The 18,136-nt window shown below is 62.9% G+C and carries 12 protein-coding genes; 5 read left to right on the top strand and 7 right to left on the bottom strand.

Annotated elements, in window-relative coordinates; translation table 11 throughout:
- Window positions 1-458: 458 nt before the first annotated feature.
- The 4 genes from mnmH to treS all read right to left on the bottom strand — a co-directional run bounded on the left by mnmH (window position 459) and on the right by treS (window position 6,235).
- Window positions 459-1,568: a tRNA 2-selenouridine(34) synthase MnmH gene (mnmH, locus tag SLW74_RS12745; protein WP_410929078.1), complete on the bottom strand. Its 1,110-nt coding sequence runs from the start codon at window positions 1,566-1,568 to the stop codon at window positions 459-461.
- Window positions 1,568-2,602 carry a selenide, water dikinase SelD gene (gene selD / locus SLW74_RS12740; protein ID WP_410929077.1) on the bottom strand — a complete coding sequence of 345 codons (1,035 nt, stop codon included), beginning with the start codon at window positions 2,600-2,602 and terminating at the stop codon, window positions 1,568-1,570. Before selD ends, mnmH begins: the two co-directional genes overlap by 1 nt.
- A gap of 234 nt (window positions 2,603-2,836) precedes the next feature.
- Window positions 2,837-3,985, bottom strand: a complete 1,149-nt coding sequence (locus SLW74_RS12735; protein WP_296312103.1) for an MFS transporter — start codon at window positions 3,983-3,985, stop codon at window positions 2,837-2,839.
- Window positions 3,986-4,165: 180 nt separating this feature from the next.
- Entirely contained in the window at window positions 4,166-6,235 is a 2,070-nt protein-coding gene (treS, locus tag SLW74_RS12730) for a maltose alpha-D-glucosyltransferase (protein ID WP_410929076.1), read from the bottom strand.
- Window positions 6,236-6,450: 215 nt separating this feature from the next.
- Between treS and SLW74_RS12725 the strand changes: the two genes are divergently transcribed.
- The 5 genes from SLW74_RS12725 to SLW74_RS12705 all read left to right on the top strand — a co-directional run bounded on the left by SLW74_RS12725 (window position 6,451) and on the right by SLW74_RS12705 (window position 12,703).
- Window positions 6,451-7,896, top strand: a complete 1,446-nt coding sequence (locus tag SLW74_RS12725; protein WP_410929075.1) for a PLP-dependent aminotransferase family protein — start codon at window positions 6,451-6,453, stop codon at window positions 7,894-7,896.
- Between the two features lie 642 nt (window positions 7,897-8,538).
- Complete coding sequence (locus tag SLW74_RS12720; RefSeq protein ID WP_410929074.1) at window positions 8,539-9,645, top strand: Gfo/Idh/MocA family protein; 1,107 nt, start codon at window positions 8,539-8,541, stop codon at window positions 9,643-9,645.
- Window positions 9,646-9,918: 273 nt separating this feature from the next.
- Complete coding sequence (locus SLW74_RS12715) at window positions 9,919-11,502, top strand: aldehyde dehydrogenase (NADP(+)) (RefSeq protein WP_410929073.1); 1,584 nt, start codon at window positions 9,919-9,921, stop codon at window positions 11,500-11,502.
- Between the two features lie 207 nt (window positions 11,503-11,709).
- Entirely contained in the window at window positions 11,710-12,288 is a 579-nt protein-coding gene (locus tag SLW74_RS12710; RefSeq protein WP_410929251.1) for a DUF1349 domain-containing protein, read from the top strand.
- Between the two features lie 73 nt (window positions 12,289-12,361).
- The gene (locus SLW74_RS12705) at window positions 12,362-12,703 is read left to right on the top strand and encodes an FKBP-type peptidyl-prolyl cis-trans isomerase (RefSeq protein WP_065991456.1); all 342 of its coding nucleotides are present in this window, start codon (window positions 12,362-12,364) and stop codon (window positions 12,701-12,703) included.
- A 155-nt stretch (window positions 12,704-12,858) separates the two neighbouring features.
- Here SLW74_RS12705 and SLW74_RS12700 read toward each other — a convergent pair whose 3' ends face one another.
- The 3 genes from SLW74_RS12700 to SLW74_RS12690 form a co-directional block, all read right to left on the bottom strand.
- The gene (locus tag SLW74_RS12700; protein WP_065991455.1) at window positions 12,859-15,234 is read right to left on the bottom strand and encodes a hybrid sensor histidine kinase/response regulator; all 2,376 of its coding nucleotides are present in this window, start codon (window positions 15,232-15,234) and stop codon (window positions 12,859-12,861) included.
- A 68-nt stretch (window positions 15,235-15,302) separates the two neighbouring features.
- Window positions 15,303-15,764, bottom strand: a complete 462-nt coding sequence (locus SLW74_RS12695; RefSeq protein WP_065991454.1) for a response regulator — start codon at window positions 15,762-15,764, stop codon at window positions 15,303-15,305.
- A 19-nt stretch (window positions 15,765-15,783) separates the two neighbouring features.
- Window positions 15,784-18,039, bottom strand: a complete 2,256-nt coding sequence (locus SLW74_RS12690; RefSeq protein ID WP_410929072.1) for an ATP-binding protein — start codon at window positions 18,037-18,039, stop codon at window positions 15,784-15,786.
- Between the last annotated feature and the right edge of the window lie 97 nt (window positions 18,040-18,136).

Here is an 18,136-nt window from a genome sequence, read left to right as displayed (position 1 = left end):
TGCGTTCGGCCTGCACCCAAGTCGCGTGTTGCGGTGTCTAGGCTCTTTGCGTTTGAAGATCAAGAGCGAAGGCAAAAGCAAAAGCTTCCCGGCTAAAGCCGGTCCCACTGAAAGCACCGCGTACGCATCGTAGGACCGGCTTCAGCCGGGAAGCCCTTGATGGGCTTTTGATCTTCGTACACAAAATGCCCAGTCACCGCCAATCGCGACTTGGGTGCAGGCTGAACGCAGGTCTCGTGGAGTGGGCCGAGCGGCATGGATGCCGCGAGAGCCGCCCCCCGCCATGGATGGCGGATGGCGGCGGGCCCACGGAGCGGGACCGGAGTGAAGGAACCCTGAGGAACGAAGGGCCAAACCAGGAGCAAGCACCCTTGGTTACTTGGGGTGCTTTTCCAAGTAACTCGCCGAAGGCGAAACGTCTGCCCCCAGGCAGACGCTCTTGATCTTGATCTTGATCTTCAACCGCGGTAGTTCAGTTTCCGCTGTTTCAGATATTCGACAACCGCCCTCTGATCTCCGGAAAACTCGATCCGGGGATTCTTGCTGTCCCGCTGGAACGCATACATCGGATCGTAATACTCGCTCAACATCCCGCTGATCCAGCCCCGGTGCAGATCCACCGCCCCGCTGCGCGCCTGCTCGGCCAAAGCACTGTCCATAATCGCCGCCAGCCGCTGATAACGCTCACCGCCCAACCGCCGAACGATACTCGACAGACTCTGCTTCAGCCGCTCGGCGTAGGCCGCAAAGCCCGTTTCAACGCCCTGCACCGCAACGAACTCCGCACACAGATCGGTCACATAATCCTTCAGAATCCGCTCGACGCGACTCTCGAAACTGTCCTCCAACCACACCAGCGGCGCGTCCTGCATGATCCGGTACAACTCAAGGGGCACCGCACGACTGCCGACGATCCGCCCTTCATCCTCGACCACGAACTGATTCACATGCCGCGCGCGCTTTTTCAGAATATCCACGGCGAGCAGGTTCTCGAAATCGATCTGCCCCGGCTGCGGCGTCGCGTGTTTGCCAAAGCTCGAACCGCGATGGTTGGCATGGCCCTCCAGATCGAGACCGTTGTCGAGTTGCTGCAGCACCTCGGTCTTGCCACTGCCAGTGAGCCCGCCAATCAGCACGAAATCGCACTCGGCCACGGCCTGATCCGTCACCTCAATCAAAAAGCTGCGCATCGCCTTGTAGCCACCGATGACCCGGGGGTACTCGATACCCGCCTCGCTCTTGAGCCACTGCTGAGTGATCTGCGAACGCAGGCCGCCACGAAAGCAATACAAAAAACCCTCGGGGTGGTTGCGGGCAAAACTGGCCCACGCATCGACTCGCGCCTGTTTCACGTCGCCGGACACCAGCGTGTGGCCCAACTCGATGGCGGCCTGTTGACCGTCCTGCTTGTAGCAGGTGCCGACCTTCTGCCGCTCGACGTCGTTCATCAGCGGCAGATTGATCACGCCGGGGAATGCGCCCTTGGTGAATTCCACCGGCGCGCGGACATCCATCATCGGCACGTCGCTGAGGAAAATCTCGCGCAGGTCGACGCTGTTGTCGCGCATCAGAACACCTCGACCGCGAGCGGCTGTCGCTCGACCAGTTCGCCGATCGGCGCAAGACTCAGGCCCAGTTCATCGGCCATGGCCAGGAACGCCGCCTCTTCAGCGGGCTCCACGGCAATCAACAGGCCGCCGCTGGTTTGCGGATCGCACAGCAGCAACTTCTGCGCCTCGGTCAGGGGGCCGATGCGCTCGCCATAGCTGTCGTAATTGCGGTGGGTGCCGCCGGGGATGCAATCCTGCTCGATATAGAAGTCGACGCTGCCCAGACGCGGGACGGCGGCAGCGTTCAGCCGTGCAGTGACCTGACTGCCGTCGGCCATCTCAACCAGATGCCCGAGCAAGCCGAAGCCGGTGACGTCGGTCATCGCGGTGACGCCGGCCAGTCGGGAGAAACGGCTGCCCGGCTTGTTCAGCGTACACATCACGTCACGGGCCAGGCCGATGTCTTCGTCGCGCAGCAGGCCTTTTTTCTCGGCGGTGGTGAGGATGCCGATGCCCAGGGGTTTGGTCAGGAACAGCTTGCAGCCCACGGTCGCGGTGTCGTTGCGCTTCATGAAGCGCTTCTCCACCAGGCCGGTCACGGCGAGGCCGAAGATGGGCTCCGGCGCGTCGATGGAGTGGCCGCCCGCCAGTGGAATGCCCGCCGCGTCGCACACCGCACGTCCGCCACGAATGACTTCGCGGGCAATCTCCGGGGCGAGCACATTGACCGGCCAGCCGAGAATGGCGATGGCCATCAACGGATCGCCGCCCATGGCGTAGATGTCGCTGATGGCGTTGGTCGCGGCAATGCGGCCGAAGTCGAACGGGTCGTCGACGATGGGCATGAAGAAATCGGTGGTGGACACTACGCCCTTTTCGTCGTCGATGGCATACACCGCTGCGTCATCGCGCGATGCGTTTCCGACCCACAGGCGCGGGTCGAGGTTCTGCGCGCCGCTGCCGGCGAGGATGGTTTCCAGCACCTTGGGCGAGATCTTGCAGCCGCAACCGGCGCCGTGACTGTATTGGGTAAGACGAATCGGGTCGGTCATGGGAAGCCCCTGAGTTTCAAGGCGCCGAAGTCTAACAGACGCGCCAGTGGGTTGAAGAGTGGCTGGATGGTTGGACACGCGATTGTCGTGGGACCGGCTTCAGCCGGGAAAGCATCGGATGCCACGCCGCAAAACCGAGGGTGTCCACACCGGCCCCTTCCCGGCTAAAGCCAGTCCTACCGTCAACACCGCGTGCTGTCAGCAGGACCGGCTTCAGCCGGGAAGGCGCCAGCCTCAGCGCTTCGCCATACGCCGTGCCGTGAGCACCTGCGCCAGCATCAGCGCGCCGACGCACAACAGTGCTTCGCGCAGGCCGACCACATGGGCAGCGAAACCAATCAGCGCCGGCCCCAGCAGAATCCCGCAGTAGCCGATGCCGGTGATCACCGCGATCGCCAGCCCCGCCGGCATCGCGGTCTGTGCACCGACCACCGAGCAATACACCGGAAACGTGTTCGACAAGCCCAGCCCGATCAGCGCAAAGCCCAGCAGGAACAACGGCCACGGTTCCAGCAGGATCGCCATGGCAAACCCGACCATCACCAGCAGCCCGCCGCCGATCAGCAGGTTCACGGCGCCGAAGCGGTTCCTTAACCAGTCTCCGGAAAAACGCCCGGCCGCCATGGTCAGGGAGAACACCGCGTAAGCGCCGCCAGCCACCGACACATCGATCTGGTGCATGCGGTTCAGGAACACCGCGCTCCAGTCGAGCATCGCGCCCTCCACCAGCAGCGCGATGAAGCAGAGAATCCCGACGATCACCACGTGGGGGGTCGGCCAGGCGAAGGGCGCTGAGGGATCATCCGCGCCGTGGGGCACCAGGTAGCGCGCGTGCCACAACAGCATCCCGCCGATCAGGGCCACCACCACGGCCACGGCCAGCAACGGCGACGCGCCCAGCCACAGCAGCAAGGTCATCAACAGCGCACTGCTGATGCCGCCGAGGCTGAACAACCCGTGAAACCCCGACATCATCGGTCGCCCGTGATCGCGCTCGACCATCAGGCCCTGCACGTTCATCGCCACGTCGATACTGCCCAGCCCGGCGCCGAACACGGCGAGGGCCACTGCCAGCGCCGGCAGTGAAGACAGCGTGGCGAGCAGCGGCAACATGCAGCAGATCAGGGTCCCGCCGATCATCGAGACAAACCGGCACCCCTTGCGCGTGGTCAGCATGCCCGCCAGCGGCATCGTGAGCATGGAACCGAGGCCGAAGCACAACAGCAGCAAGCCGAGCTGGGCTTCTTCAAGCCCGGCGCGGTCGCGAGCGAAAGGCACCAACGGCGCCCACGCCCCCAGGGACATGCCGGACAGCAAGAACGTCAGGCGATAACTCCACAGATGAACGAAGACAGGGGGACGAACGGATTGAGCGATAGACACAAGCAACGACCTGAACAGGTCTGCGCGAGCGGCAGACGGTGAATAAAAAAGCGATCCCTCGCTGAACGCATTCCTTCGTAGGACCGGCTTCGGCTGGGAAGACGCCGGCCTGTACACCCTCATTTCCAGGGCGTTACCACTGGCGCTTTCCCGGGTGAAGCGGGTCCCAAAGAGGCGCGATTACATCATCGGTGCCGCCATGCTGACCACGCGCAGCGCCAGGCCTTCGTAGGCGTCCAGCGTAATGGTGAATTCACCTTCTTCGGTCAGGTCGCCTTCGACCCGCTCGTTGATGATGTCCACCACCGGGCCCGGCGCGATGCCCGGCAGGTGCAGGGTCTCGACGATGGCTTCGGCACTGAAGTTCAGCGCGGTGATCTGCGTGCCCTTCCCGGCTGGCAGTTCGTGAACCATGATCAGCAGCCCCGGGTGCTCGACGTCCGGAATCAGAATCTGCCGGCTCGCGGCGATGTCGTAGGCACGGCGCACCGCCAGCAGTTTTTTAAGCTGCGAGGCGAACGAATCCGGGCGCTTCAACTGCTCAGGGAGGCTGCCGTACAGCGCGCGAGCACGGGGCATGCCGCCTGCGGAGACTTCGCAGTCCGGGTCCATGTCGACCAGGTCATAGCCCCCGCGATGGATCCAGCGGGTATCGCCGTCACCCATCAAGTGCTCCACCTGCTCGGCCGGCAGCGGCAACGCGCCCACCAAGTCCCAGCCGGACAACGCGAACACGCCCGGCTGCATGGCGTTGAACATCACCAGCAGCAAGTGGATGTGCTGGATCTTGTCGATGTCGGCGGCGGTCATGCTGTCCAGCTCGCGAATGCCCAGCGCCGCGGTGATGATGCTCGCCGTAGTGCACGACACGCCGTTGGTGACGAACTTCAAGTTGTAAGGCGCGTGCTCGCCCGCCAGACGTTCGTACATCTCCTCGCGAATGTGCTCGCGCAGGATGTTGCCCGGGAACGTCTGGCCCTGATACAGGTACTGATCGTGGGCGTGCAGGGTCCAGAAATGCACCAGTTCCAGGGTCAGCTCGTCGTGGTTCTGCAGCGCGTGAATCAGCGATGCGGGGTCGATGCCGAACTCGTGCACCTGACGCAGCATCAGCCGCAGAAACTCGGTGCGACCGGTCAGCAACGCATGCTGATAGGCCGGGCGGGTGACGAAGTCATAGGACAAGTCGGCACCGCCGTGGGACATCGACGCGATGTCGTCGATGGTCAGGTTCAGCTCCTGAAAGCTGAAACCGCCCGCCTTGCGAATCGCCCCGGCGAGCAACTGGTTGCCGGTGATCGACAGCGGATGGCTCTCGGACCACGCGGTGCCATCGGCCTTGCGCTCGACGCCAAGGAAACCGTTGGCATCCAGACGCAACACCCGCGCGCCCATAACGTCAATGGCGTGCAGGGCGTCGCCGATGATCATCTGCTGCGCGGCAAAACTCGGGTCGAGCCAGTTCAGCGACGGCTGGCCTTCCTTGAAGTAATGCAGGTAGACCCAGCGCCGGTCCTTGCCGTCAACGCCAGTGACCACTTGGGTGGCACTCCAGTCGGTCTCTTTCACACCGGGCTCGAAGAAGATCACCCGCTGCAACTGGCCGACGATGTAGTGCTTGTCGCGCAGGGCATCGACGGTGGCGGGCAGCAGGTTGACGGCATCGCGGCCGGCCGGGACGTCCGGCAGCAGCGACCAGTCTTCCTCCTTGATCTCCACCATGTGATAGAGGCCCGGGTACTCTTCGTAAGCCATTTCGGCCAGGCCGAAATCCGCGCCCTTGCCGGTGTGGGACGGGATCACGTCATCCACGACGATCGCGTTGTGCGCGGCGGCGATGCGGCTGAGGTTGAGAAACTGGGCGTCGGTGCCGAGGTCCGAATCCACTTCGAAGCTGATGCGGTCGAAGTTGCCGTCGATGCTCGGGGTGCGCTCGCGGCCTTTCAAACCGCCGGAAGCTTTCAGCGGACCGTTATGAATGCCCTGGATGCCGATTTCGGACAGCGCGTGCCAGAGTTGCTCATCGCCCAGCGCTTCGAGCACCGAACTGCCATCGCGGGTAATGATCGACGCCGGGTAGGCGGTGAACCAGACCGAGCCGATGGCCGAAGCGTCCCTTGGACGGGCCTGGGCGTAAGGCCGCTGCCAGAGACGGCCCTGGCCGCCATACAATTTTGCGCGTTGCTTTGCGGCGTTGAGCATCGATTGCTCAACCAGCCATTCCACGTACTGCTTGTCCGGGGTGGTCATGTGTTCGGGGTTCCATCTTCAAGTGGATGGGAGCGGCGGCCAACGGCGCTGCGAGCGCTGTGCGGACCGTCCTGCCTGTGGGTATCCAGGTTTATGCCTAACTCTAAGAGCACCCTGGCGCGCAAACGTTGCATCGGTTGCTATGCCATGGACTGCCGCGCTGGCTAAAATCCACCCGCGTGCGTCCGCACCGCCAGCGCTGTTCAGGGGTTTGCGTGGAATTACACATCGTTATCGAGGGCCGCAAGGACCTCGCCCATCAAGTCTACGAACAGCTGCGCGACAGTATCGTGTCCGGCCGGCTGGCGGCGGGCGTGCAATTGCCGCCCAGTCGCCTGCTGGCGGCACAGTTGGGGTTGTCGCGCAAAACCATCTCCGACACCTACAGCCGGCTGACCTACGAAAACTACCTGGTGGGCAAGGTCGGCAGCGGCACGTTCGTCAACGCTTTGAGCGCCTCTTCCGCACCTCGGCCGGCACCTTCGCAGCTGGCCAGCGCCCACATCGTGGCGAAATGGGAATGTATCTCCCTGCCCCTGCGCCACCCTACCCGCGCGGGCACCCTGCGCTACGACTTTCTCGGCGGCGCGACAGCAAAAACCCAATTCCCCCATGACGAATGGCGGCGCTGCGTGCATCACGCGGTGCGGCAGATGTCCACCGAGCGCGGCTTTTACAGCCAGCCCGAAGGCCTGCCCGCCCTGCGCGCCGCGATTGCCGGGCACATTGCCTTCGCCCGCGGCGTCCGCTGCGGGGCCGATGACGTGGTGGTGTGCAATGGCGCGCAACAGGCCCTGGACCTGATCGCCCGCGTGCTGATCGAACCCGGCAGCCGCGTGGCGATGGAAGACCCGGGCTATACGCCGGCGCGGCTGCTGTTTGCTGCCCAAGGCGCCGACGTCGCCAGCGTGCCGGTCGACAGTGAAGGCATCATCGTCGACCAGATTCCGGACAACGTCTGCGCCATCTACGTGACCCCGTCCCACCAGATGCCGCTGGGCATGCCCATGAGCCTGGCCCGCCGCCACGCCCTGCTGGAAAAGGCGCGGCGAATCGGTGCGATCATCATCGAGGACGATTACGACAGCGAATTCCGCTACGAAGGGCGCCCGACTGACTCATTGCAGAGCATGGACGAGCACGGCGTGGTCGCCTACGTCGGCACCTTTTCGAAAACCCTGCTGCCGGAATTGCGCCTGGGTTACGCCGTGCTGCCGGCGGCGATCGTCGAAGCGGTGATCAAAGCCAAGCAACTGACCGACTGGCACACCTCGACACTGCCGCAATGGGCCCTGAGCAAATTCATCAGCGAAGGCCTGCTCAACAAACACATCCGCCGCTGCCACAGCACCTACGCCGGGCGCCGCGAGCGCATCCTGTCACGCATCGCCGGCGACCTGTCGCCCTGGCTGGAAACCATCCCGTGCACGGCGGGCTTCCACATGGCCGTCATGCTCAAAGCCTCCCTCGATCCGGCGATCGACCTGCACCTGCTGGTCGAACGCGCGCGGGACAAGGCCCTGGGCCTCCACCCCCTCCACGGTTTCTACAGCGACGCGACACCGCGCGATGGCTTGATGCTGGGATTCGGCGCCATCGACCTCCTCGACATCGACCCCGCGCTGGACCGGTTGCGGGATCTGCTGATGGGGTTTGGTTAACCCGGTAAGTCGAGAACGCTCACCCCGCCCCTTCCCGGCTGAAGCCGGTCCTACTAAAGCAGCGCGTGCATTCAATAGCAAAGGACGCGGAGCGTCCCGGGATGCATACCGGTCGATCAAAAATCGATGGCGCCTCCACCGGCCCCTTCCCGGCTAAAGCCGGTCCCACTAAAAGCAGACCCCGCACACCCCGTAGGACTGGCTTCAGCCGGAAAGCTTTTGATCTGCTATTGATCTTCCTACGCAAAAGGCTCAGTCACCGCCAATCGCGACTTGGGTGCAGGCTGAACGCAGGTCTCGTGGAGTGGGCCGAGCCGCATGGATGCGGCGAGAGCCGCCCCCCGCCATGGATGGCGGATGGCGGCGGGCCCACGGAGCGAGACCGGAGTGAAGGAACCCTGAGGAACGAAGGGCCCAACCGAGAGCAAGCACCCTTGGTTACTTGGGGTGCTTTTCCAAGTAACTCGCCGAAGGCGAAACAGAGGCCGTTAGGCCGACGCTCTAGATGTTGATCTTGATCTTGAGCGCGATCTTGATAAGCCCCACCACCTCCAGCCGCGATTGGATTGAACTTCTGCCCCATACATCTGCCGACTACACAGCTGCCGGACACACCGTCCGCTGAGAAATGGAGGCTTATACATGCCAGACGCAAACGGCAAAATCCGCTACGCAGTGGTCGCTGGAGGCTGGATCTCCCAAGGCGCCTTCATGCCCGGACTCGAACAGACCGACAACTCCGTCATGACCGCCCTGGTCACCGGCGACCCGGTCAAGGCCGACAAACTGGCGGAACTGTACGACCTCAAGAGCTACCACTACAACGAATTCGACACCCTGCTGAAATCCGGCGAAATCGACGCCATCTACTTGGCAACCCCCAACTTCCGCCACCGCGAATTCGCCGTCCCCGCTTTGAACGCCGGCATCCACGTGCTGCTCGAAAAGCCCATGGCCGCCAACGAAGAAGACTGCCTGGCCATCGCCGAAGCCGCCAAACGCTCGGGCGCCAAACTGATGGTCGCCTACCGCCTGCACTTCGAGCCCGGCACCGTCGAAATGGTCCACCGCGTACGCGCCGGCGACCTCGGCGACCTGCGCCTGTTCACCGCGACCTTCGCCCAGACCACCGACCCGGCCAACCACCGCATGCAGAGTGGCTTCGACGCCGGTCCCGTGGCAGACATGGGCCCCTACCCGATCAATGCCGTGCGCAACCTGTTTGCCGCCGAGCCGATTGAAGTCCACGCCGTCGGCATCAAAACGCCGGGCCGTGAAATCAACACATTCGACACGGTCAACGTCACGCTGCGCTTTGCCGAAGAACGCCTGGCGACCTTCACCGTCAGCTACAGCCTGCCGTCCACCGAGCGCTTCCAGCTGATCGGCACCAGGGGCGAGTTCGAGGCGTCACCGTGCTTCGGTTTCGGCGAAGGCGTGGCAATTGGTTACCGGGCCATCATCGACGGCCAGACCACTGAGCACACCCACCCGGTGGTCGACCAGTTCGGCGGCGAAACCCAGTACTTCTCCGACTGCATCCTGCAAGACCGCGAGCCAGAGCCGGACGGCGACGAAGGCTGGCGCGATGTGCGCGTGGTCGAGGCCATCGAGCGCGCGCTGACCACTGGCCAGCCGCAGAAGCTCGAGCCACTGCCGGAGCGCCCGGGCATCGGCATCGAGCAAGCTCGTCGCCTGCCACTGGCCAAGGTGCCGGAATACATCAATACCGACGAGCCGAATGCATGATCGTGCGGATTGATCACGCGTGGCCCCACGTCAATCAGGCATGGCTTCACGCCGCACGTTGATCACAACTCAAAGCCCGGCTATTTTGATGGCCGGGCTTTGCTCGGCAGCTCATTGCCGCGCGCCTTGCGGCTGAAAAAATGCAGTTGTATGATGACTGTCGACTTTTGCGACGAGCCCTTCAGCCCGTTGCCGCTACGCTTCAAACGATCTCGAATTCCCCATCAGGCGCCACGCCTGATCGATTCGCCCCAAAAATAACAGGAGAAGCAGATGCCTACCGTTCTCGGTCAGAACTTCATCGGCGGCGCCCGCAGTGGCCTCGGCGAAGCACGCCATAAAAGCCTCGACGCCACCACTGGCGAAGCACTGCCTTACACCTTCCATCAGGCCACCGACGCGGAAATCGACGCCGCTGCCTCGGCCGCCAAAGACGCCTTCCTCGAATTTCGTCAACTGAGCCCGGCGCGCCGCGCTGAGTTCCTCGATGCCATCGCTGACGAACTCGACGCCCTGGGCGATGACTTCGTTGCCCTCGTTTGCCAGGAAACCGCGCTGCCGGCCGTTCGTATCCAGGGGGAGCGTGGCCGTACGTCCGGCCAGATGCGCCTGTTCGCCAAAGTCCTGCGCCGCGGTGATTTCCTGGGCGCGCGCATCGATCAAGCGCTCCCGGATCGCAAACCCCTGCCACGTGTCGACCTGCGTCAGCAGCGCATCGGCGTTGGCCCGGTGGCCGTGTTCGGCGCCAGCAACTTCCCGCTGGCCTTCTCCACCGCCGGCGGCGACACCGCTTCGGCACTGGCCGCCGGTTGCCCGGTGGTGGTGAAAGCCCACAGCGGCCACATGGCGACCGCCGACCTGGTGGGTAACGCCATCGTTCGCGCCGCCGAGAAGACCGGCATGCCAAAAGGCGTGTTCAACATGATCTTCGGCAGCGGCGTCGGCGAAGGCCTGGTCAAGCACCCGGCCATTCAGGCCGTCGGTTTCACCGGCTCTCTGCACGGCGGCAACGCCCTGTGCAAACTGGCGTCCGAGCGTCCACAGCCGATCCCGGTGTTCGCCGAGATGTCGAGCATCAACCCGGTGGTCCTGCTGCCTGGCGCCCTGACGGCACGTGGCACCGCCATCGCCGGCGAACTCGCGGCTTCCGTGGTCATGGGTGCAGGCCAGTTCTGCACCAACCCGGGCGTGGTGATCGGCATTCGCTCCCCTGCCCTGACCGCCTTCACCGAGCAACTGATCGAACACATGGGCGGTCAGGCCCCGCAGACCATGCTCAACGAAGGCGGCCTGCGCAGCTACAGCAGAGGCGTGGAAAAACTGCTGGCGCACAAAAGCGTCACGCACCTCGCCGGCAAGCCGCAGGAAGGCAAGCAGGCCCAGGCTCAACTGTTCAAGGCCGACGTCAGCATGTTGCTCAACGGCGACGAGTTGCTGCAGGAAGAAGTGTTCGGCCCGACCACGCTGCTGATCGAAGTGGCGGACGACGCTGAACTGAAAGCCGCACTGCTCGCCCTTCGCGGCCAATTGACGGCCACGCTGATTGGCGAAACCGCTGACCTGCAGAAGTACCAGTGGCTGGTGCCGGTGCTGGAAGAGAAAGTCGGCCGCATCCTGGTCAATGGCTACCCGACCGGTGTTGAAGTGTCTGACGCCATGGTTCACGGCGGTCCTTACCCGGCGACCTCCGACGCGCGCGGTACCTCGGTAGGCACCCTGGCCATCGATCGTTTCCTGCGCCCGGTCTGCTACCAGAACTACCCGGACAGCCTGCTGCCGGCCGCTCTGCAAAACGCCAACCCGCTGGGCCTCAAGCGCCTGGTGAACGGCGAGTGGAGCACTGACGTCATCGCGTGATGATGGGGCCTGATTCGTCAGGTCCGACGCGCTGGGTCTGATGCCTTGGACCCACGAAAACGGCGCGGCCCTGTGAGGGCCGCGCCGTTTTTTTTGCCCTGTGACACGCCTGGAGCGTTGGCACGGCTGGATTTAGCTATGAATGGAGGGGTTAGTCTGGTGGATAAAAAGCAGATTGAAATGGCCAGTCAGAGCGGTGAAGCGTCAATGTGGCAGGCTGCTAAATGGCTGAACCGGCCGAGCCGCTGCCAAATCTCTACTGACCACAGGTTGGAGGTTTTCACTGACCTCCAGACCGATTTCTGGCGTGAAACCCATTATGGGTTCATTCGAGACAGCGGACATTTCCTAGGGTTTGAGATCACTGGAGGTTTCACCGCTCAAGTCAGAGTGAATGCCGATTTTCGTGAGCTCTATGACCAGGCGGGAATCATGGTCAGGCTTAATGAGGAGACCTGGCTCAAGGCAGGCATCGAATATAACGATGGAATGCCCATGATCAGCAGTGTGTTGACACGAGGCACGTCGGACTGGGCGCCCAGCCGCTTTCCTGGCGACCCCACCGATTTCTGGCTTCGGGTGACCGTTTCCGGCGGAGTGCTGCGCTTGCAATACTCCACAGACGGACTGACTTGGCCGCTGCTCAGACTTGCTCCCTTTCCAGAGGCGGAACGCTACACGGTAGGCCCTATGTGCTGCACACCGGAGCGGCAAGGCTTGAGGGTACAGTTTTCCGAATGGTCGCTGAGCCCACCTCTCGGGCGAGACCTGCACGATTTGACCTAGCCAATCCGCCAGCCAGGCCAGTCAGGCGCCTGGCCGACCCGCATCCCGCCCCTCTCTCTGTGGACACCTGAACATGAATGAAGAACTGAGCATCCTCGATCTGCTGGAAGGCACCGGCAAGGCCGTCGTCAAAGGCGCGCTGATCACCACCCAATACACCGGTACCCTCGAAGACGGCACCGTGTTTGATTCCTCCTGGGCGCGCGGCAAGCCGTTTCAGTGCGTGATCGGCACCGGGCGGGTGATCAAGGGCTGGGACATCGGGCTGATGGGCATGAAGGTCGGTGGCAAACGCAAGCTGTCAGTGCCGGCAGCGCTGGCGTACGGCGAGCGCTCGATGGGGGCGCACATCAAACCCCATTCGAATCTGATCTTTGAGATTGAATTGCTGGAAGTGCTGACGCGGGATGATTGAGGTGGTTTGCGAGCGATATTCATCCGACGCTTTGCGGTATGGCAACCGACGCATTCCCGGCCAAAGCCGGTCCCACAGTTTGTGGTCGCCAACAGTTAGATTGGTTGCACGCAATGCTTTCAGTGGGGCCTGCCTTCGGCCCCACCATTTCGGACCTACGCTTTCATCAAGACCCGGGCCAGTTTCTTGGCCAGCTCTTCTTCCTTGTAGGGCTTTTGCACGATCAGTTTCGGGTCGACGTCGAGGATGTCGATATCGGCGAAGCCGGTGATGAACATGATCGGCAGTGCCGGGTGGTCACGGCGGACAATTTCTGCCAGCTCGCCACCGGTCATGTTGGGCATGGCGAAGTCGGTCAGAAGCAGTTCGATGCCGGGGTCGAGCTTCTTCAGCGCTTCGTCGCCGCTGTCGGCTTCGACCACCGAATACCCCAGCGACACCAGCATCATCGAGGTCACCGACCGCACGGCCGGGTCGTCGTCGACCAGCAGAATCGTGCGGTGCTTGTCATCGGCGTCGGCGCGGCCGGGCATGTCGGACGCGCTGACCACCGGGACCGCCATGCGGGCAACGCTCGGGAGATACACCCGCAGCGTGGTCCCGGCGTTTTCAGCGGTGTCGATGCTGACGCCGCCACCGGACTGCTTGGCAAAACCGAACACCTGCGCCAAGCCCAACCCCGACCCCTTGCCCACCGCCTTGGTGGTGAAGAAGGGTTCGAAGGCCTTGGCCAGGACCTCCGGGCTCATGCCGCAGCCGGAGTCGCTTACCGACAACACCACATACGCGCCGGGCTCCGGATCTTCGGGACGCTGAGGCAGGCGATAGACCATCTCGTTCCAGGTGCTCAGGCGCAATTGCCCGCCCTGGGGCATGGCGTCCCGGGCGTTGATCGCCAGGTTGAGGATGATCATCTCGGTCTGCGTCGGGTCCACCAACGCACTCCACAGGTCCTCGGCCAGTTCGGTTTCCACCCAGACGCTGCCGCCCAGGGCACGACCGAGCAGCTCGCGCATGCCGTCGATGGTGTCGTTGAGGTTCAGAGCAACGGGCTCCAGACGCTGGCGACGGGAGAACGACAGCAGCTGACTGGTGAGCTTGGCGCCCCGCTCGCCCGCTTCGCGGATGTTCTGCAAGCGCTGCGGAGACTTGGTAAACACGCCTTTTTCCAAGTCCCGGCTGAGGAAATTCGCGCTGGTCAGGATCACCGTCAGCAGGTTGTTGAAGTCGTGGGCGACGCCGGCCGTCAACTGGCCGACCACCTCCAGCCGCTGCATCTGCTGCAACGCGGCCTCGACGCGTTCGCGCTCTTTGATCTGATCGCGCAGACGCTTGTTGGTCGCCGCCAGTTCGTCCACCACGGCGCGCTCGCCGGTGATGTCGCGGACCGCGGCGTACATCAGGCCGTCGTCCGGCACGATGGTCCAGGACAACCAGCGGAATCCCCCGTCGGCGTGGCGCATGCGGTTGACGAAACGAGTCGAGACATGGCCTTCGGCAATACTGGCGGTCTCGCGCAGCGTGGCCGCCAGATCATCCGGGTGAATCAGCTCGCTCAACGGCTGGCGACCGACCTCGTCGCGGCTCCAGCCGAGGGTCGACTCCCACGCCGGGTTGAGCGCGATCGGCGTCATGTCGAAATGCAGCACGCCGAGCAACTCCCGGGACAGCTCCCAGGTGCGGTCACGCTCGCGGGTTCGCTGGACGACGCGTTCGCCGAGAATGTCGTTGAGTTGATGCAGCGCCTCGGTGGCGTGCTTGCGTTCGGTGATGTCTTGGATGACGCCGGTAAAGCGCACGCACTGGCCATCTTCGAAAAGCGAGCGGCCGTTGGAGAACACCCAGCGCTCCTCGCCGTCGTCGGTGATCAGCCGGTGCTCGATCTGGAATGAGGTGTCCACCGTCAGCGCGGCCATGACCTTGCTGTGCAAGTGATCGCGGTCGTCCGGGTGACAGAGCAGAAACATGAGGGCCAGGCTGACGGTGGTGTCGGCGCCAACGCCATAAAGCGCTTTGCAGCGCTCGTCCCACAGCAGCGTGTCGGTGCGCGGATCGTAGGTCCAGACGCCCATGTCGGCCGCTTCGATCGCCAGGTGCGCGCGCACTTCCGCCACTTGCAGCGTCTTCTCCGCATACAGGCGCTTTTCCCGCTCCTGCACCTCCGACACCGCGCGCATGACCGCCTTGGGCAGCATTTTCATGTTCTGCTTGAGGACGTAATCGATGGCGCCCATGCGCATCATCTCGACCGCATGCTGCTCGCCGAAAATTCCGGAGAGAAAAATGAACGGGGTCTTCGGCGCCAGGCGCAGCGCGCTGTTGAGCACGTCGGCGCCGGACGAGCCGGGCAACAGGTAGTCGCTGAGAATGAGGTCAAAACGCGCGGCGGCCAGCTCGCGCTCAACGTCCTGATGGTTGTAGACCAACGTGGCGTCGATCTTCAACCCGCTGTTTTCGAGGGTGAGCAGAATCAGCTCGGCGTCGAGCGAACTGTCTTCGACCAAAAGCAATTTAAGCTGCGATAACGACATGGATAAAAGTCATTGTTCCAGTAAGGGCTTGCGCGAAGCGGGTTTACGCAGGCCAGCAGAAGCCGGATTCAGGAGCCCGGGCGGCGTGCGAGTCGCAGGGAACCCGGTGGTGGCTCGTTCAATACTGCCCAGAACACGCCAAGGTCCGAGATCGCCGAGACAAATTCCTTGAATTCGACCGGTTTGACCACGTAAGCGTTCACACCCAGCGAATAGGCGCGATCCAGGTCGGGTTCTTCGCGCGAAGACGTCAGCATCACCACGGGAATGCTGCGCAGTTCCTCGGTTTCGCGAATGAGCTTGAGCACTTCAAGGCCATCGACTTTCGGCAGTTTCAGGTCCAGCAGCATCACCGCCGGATTGCCGACCACACGATCATGATGGTGGTTGCGGCGCAGCAGGTAATCAAGGGCTTCGGCACCGTCGCGCAGCACGATCACTTCATTGGCCAACTGGCTGCGTTCAAGGGCGACGAGCGTGAGCTCGAGGTCGTTGGGGTTGTCTTCCACCAGAAGAATGGGCTTTAGCACTGGGCGTCTCCTTCGACACTCAAAGAGTTACGGTCAAACCGCGCTTGGGCAGCGCAAAGTAAAAAGTGGCGCCATGGCCCAGCTGGCTATGGGCCCACACGGTGCCGTCATGGCGTTCGATAATCCGGCGGACACTGGCCAGGCCAATGCCGGTGCCTTCGAATTCCTCCATGCGATGCAAGCGCTGGAACACGCCAAACAACTTGCTGGCGTAGGCCATGTCGAAGCCGACGCCGTTGTCGCGGATGTAGACCACGATCCTGTCGTCTTCCTCGTAACTGCCCACCTCGATCACGGCCGGGTCCTGTTTACGGGTGTACTTGATCGCGTTGGACAGCAGGTTGCGCATCGCCAGGTGGAGAAAGGCGGCGTCGGCGATCACCACGGGCAACGACTCTAGGACTTTCCACTCCAGCGCGCGGCCTTCGTAGTCGGGCAGCATTTCCCGGCGAATCGACTCGACCATGGCATTGAGGTCGACGTCGGAAAAGCGCATCGCCGACCGGCCCATCTGCGAAAAGCTCAGCAGGTTGTCGACCAGCGTACCGGCGAACCGCGCCGAATCACTGATGTTTTCGAGGAAGCGGACGCCTCGGTCGGACAGCTTGCTGCCTTCAATGTCGCTCAACAACTCAGCGTAGCCGGCAATGTGGCGCAACGGCGCGCGCAAATCGTGGGACACGCTGTAGGAAAATGCTTCGAGCTCTTTATTGGATTTCTTCAACTCATCGGCCAGGGCAGCCATTTCTTCAGCCTTGCGCAGGACGATGCCCAGCACCGCCGCACGCAGCTCGACCACGGCCTCGCAATCCATGTCGTCCCAGGGCCGGGAAAACCCACGCACCGTCTGCTGCCACATGGCGAAGCTGTGGCGTGGGCTCAGCGACCCGCTCGGGGTGACACTTTTTTCCAGTTTGCCGGCCCAGTTCACGACACGGGTCTGTTCGGGGCGGAACCAGATAATGAAGTTGGAATGCAGCTCGGAGATCGCCGTCGCCAGCACACCGCTGACCGATTTGGCCAGCACCGGCAGCTCGGGGATGTCGCGACTAACGTTGTCGGAGCGGAAGACCTCGTGGGGATCGCGACCGCTCAACCAGCCGGCGAGCTTGACGATCTGTTCGCGCTCGGGGGTTTCGCCGTAGACATCGACGCTGGCGCCGGAAATCACCGCCGCGCCGCTCGCACCGACAAAACCCAGCAACACGTCAGGCATGGCGCGCAGGCCGCCGGTCACGCTGTCGAGGTCGGCCATCGCCGCGAGCATCTGCACGATCTGCCGACGCAGGCTGAGCATGCGCTGGTTGTCGGCGTGGGCTTCCTTGCTCTCGAGCTGCAGGGACAAGACGCTGCCCAGCAACTCACACGCCGTGCGGGTCTGGAAGCTGACCCGCCGCGGCGTGGCGTGGTGGCAGGAAATCAAGCCCCATAACTGCCCGCGCACCACGATGGAGATCGACATCGAGGCCATCGTCTGCATGTTGCGCATGTACTGCAGATGCACGGGGGATACGCTGCGCAACGTGGCGAAGGTCATGTCCAGCGGCGCGCCCGTCAGCGGGTTGTAAGCGGGTATCAGCGGTGATGCCTGGTAGTCGACGTCTTCGATCACACGGATACGGTTGGCCAGGTACATCCTTCGAGCTTGGGTCGGTATGTCGGACGCCGGGAAGGTCAGGCCAAGCATGCTCTCATAGCCCTGATCAGCCACTTCGGCGTTGACTAGGCCGTTGCCGTCGGCGTCGAAGTTGTAGGCAAGAATCCGGCCGAAACCGGTGATGCGCTTGACCTCGGCCACCGAACGCTGGCACAGCGCTTCAATGCTTTCGTCAACGCTCATCTGGCTGATGAACCCGCGAATCAGCGGGTACACATTGCCATAGGCGGTGCTCATGTCGCCGGCCGGCTCGAACTCGGCCATCAGCACCTGATCATGACGATGCACCATTATGGTCATCGGCTGACCGGCTCTTGAGCCCTGCAGAAAGCGCACTTCACCCAGGTGAAAGGGGTTTTGCTCTTCATCCGGCAGCGCCCGCAAGCGCTCGAGCAGCAATTCGTGTTCGGCGAACACATTGGAAAGCGCCACGCCAATCAACGACTGTGGATCAAGGCCAAGCCAGTCACTGACATTGGCGCTGACCTGAATGACCGTCGAGGCCGCTTCATTGATGACCAGCAAAAAACCCTGAGGCTGAATGCTTCCGGGGATCTGGATCGGTTCCTGGGCGCACTGGTCTATCGCGCTCTGGAGGAAATCGTCGGTGAGGGTCAAGGTTTGGCTCCTTCAACCTTCAGCGTTTGGGCAAACGGCGTCGGCAATATGTGCCCCGGAGGGCGGCACGGGTGGGAATGGCGCTCACGGTAACAAA

This window comes from Pseudomonas sp. W5-36, assembly GCF_046540455.1.
GTDB classification, from domain to species: domain Bacteria; phylum Pseudomonadota; class Gammaproteobacteria; order Pseudomonadales; family Pseudomonadaceae; genus Aquipseudomonas; species Aquipseudomonas graminis_B.
The sequence above is the reverse complement of the archived record's forward strand: the minus strand, read 5'-3'. Positions and strand labels throughout refer to the sequence as shown.

What these genes read in the sequence shown, in the direction of transcription:
- mnmH (WP_410929078.1), bottom strand. Translation starts at nt 1,568, where the DNA reads ATGCGCGACAACAGCGTCGACCTGCGCGAGATTTTCCTCAGCGACGTG.
- SLW74_RS12705 (WP_065991456.1), top strand. Translation starts at nt 12,362, where the DNA reads ATGAATGAAGAACTGAGCATCCTCGATCTGCTGGAAGGCACCGGCAAG.
- selD (WP_410929077.1), bottom strand. Translation starts at nt 2,602, where the DNA reads ATGACCGACCCGATTCGTCTTACCCAATACAGTCACGGCGCCGGTTGC.
- SLW74_RS12710 (WP_410929251.1), top strand. Translation starts at nt 11,710, where the DNA reads ATGTGGCAGGCTGCTAAATGGCTGAACCGGCCGAGCCGCTGCCAAATC.
- treS (WP_410929076.1), bottom strand. Translation starts at nt 6,235, where the DNA reads ATGACCACCCCGGACAAGCAGTACGTGGAATGGCTGGTTGAGCAATCG.
- SLW74_RS12720 (WP_410929074.1), top strand. Translation starts at nt 8,539, where the DNA reads ATGCCAGACGCAAACGGCAAAATCCGCTACGCAGTGGTCGCTGGAGGC.
- SLW74_RS12700 (WP_065991455.1), bottom strand. Translation starts at nt 15,234, where the DNA reads ATGTCGTTATCGCAGCTTAAATTGCTTTTGGTCGAAGACAGTTCGCTC.
- SLW74_RS12715 (WP_410929073.1), top strand. Translation starts at nt 9,919, where the DNA reads ATGCCTACCGTTCTCGGTCAGAACTTCATCGGCGGCGCCCGCAGTGGC.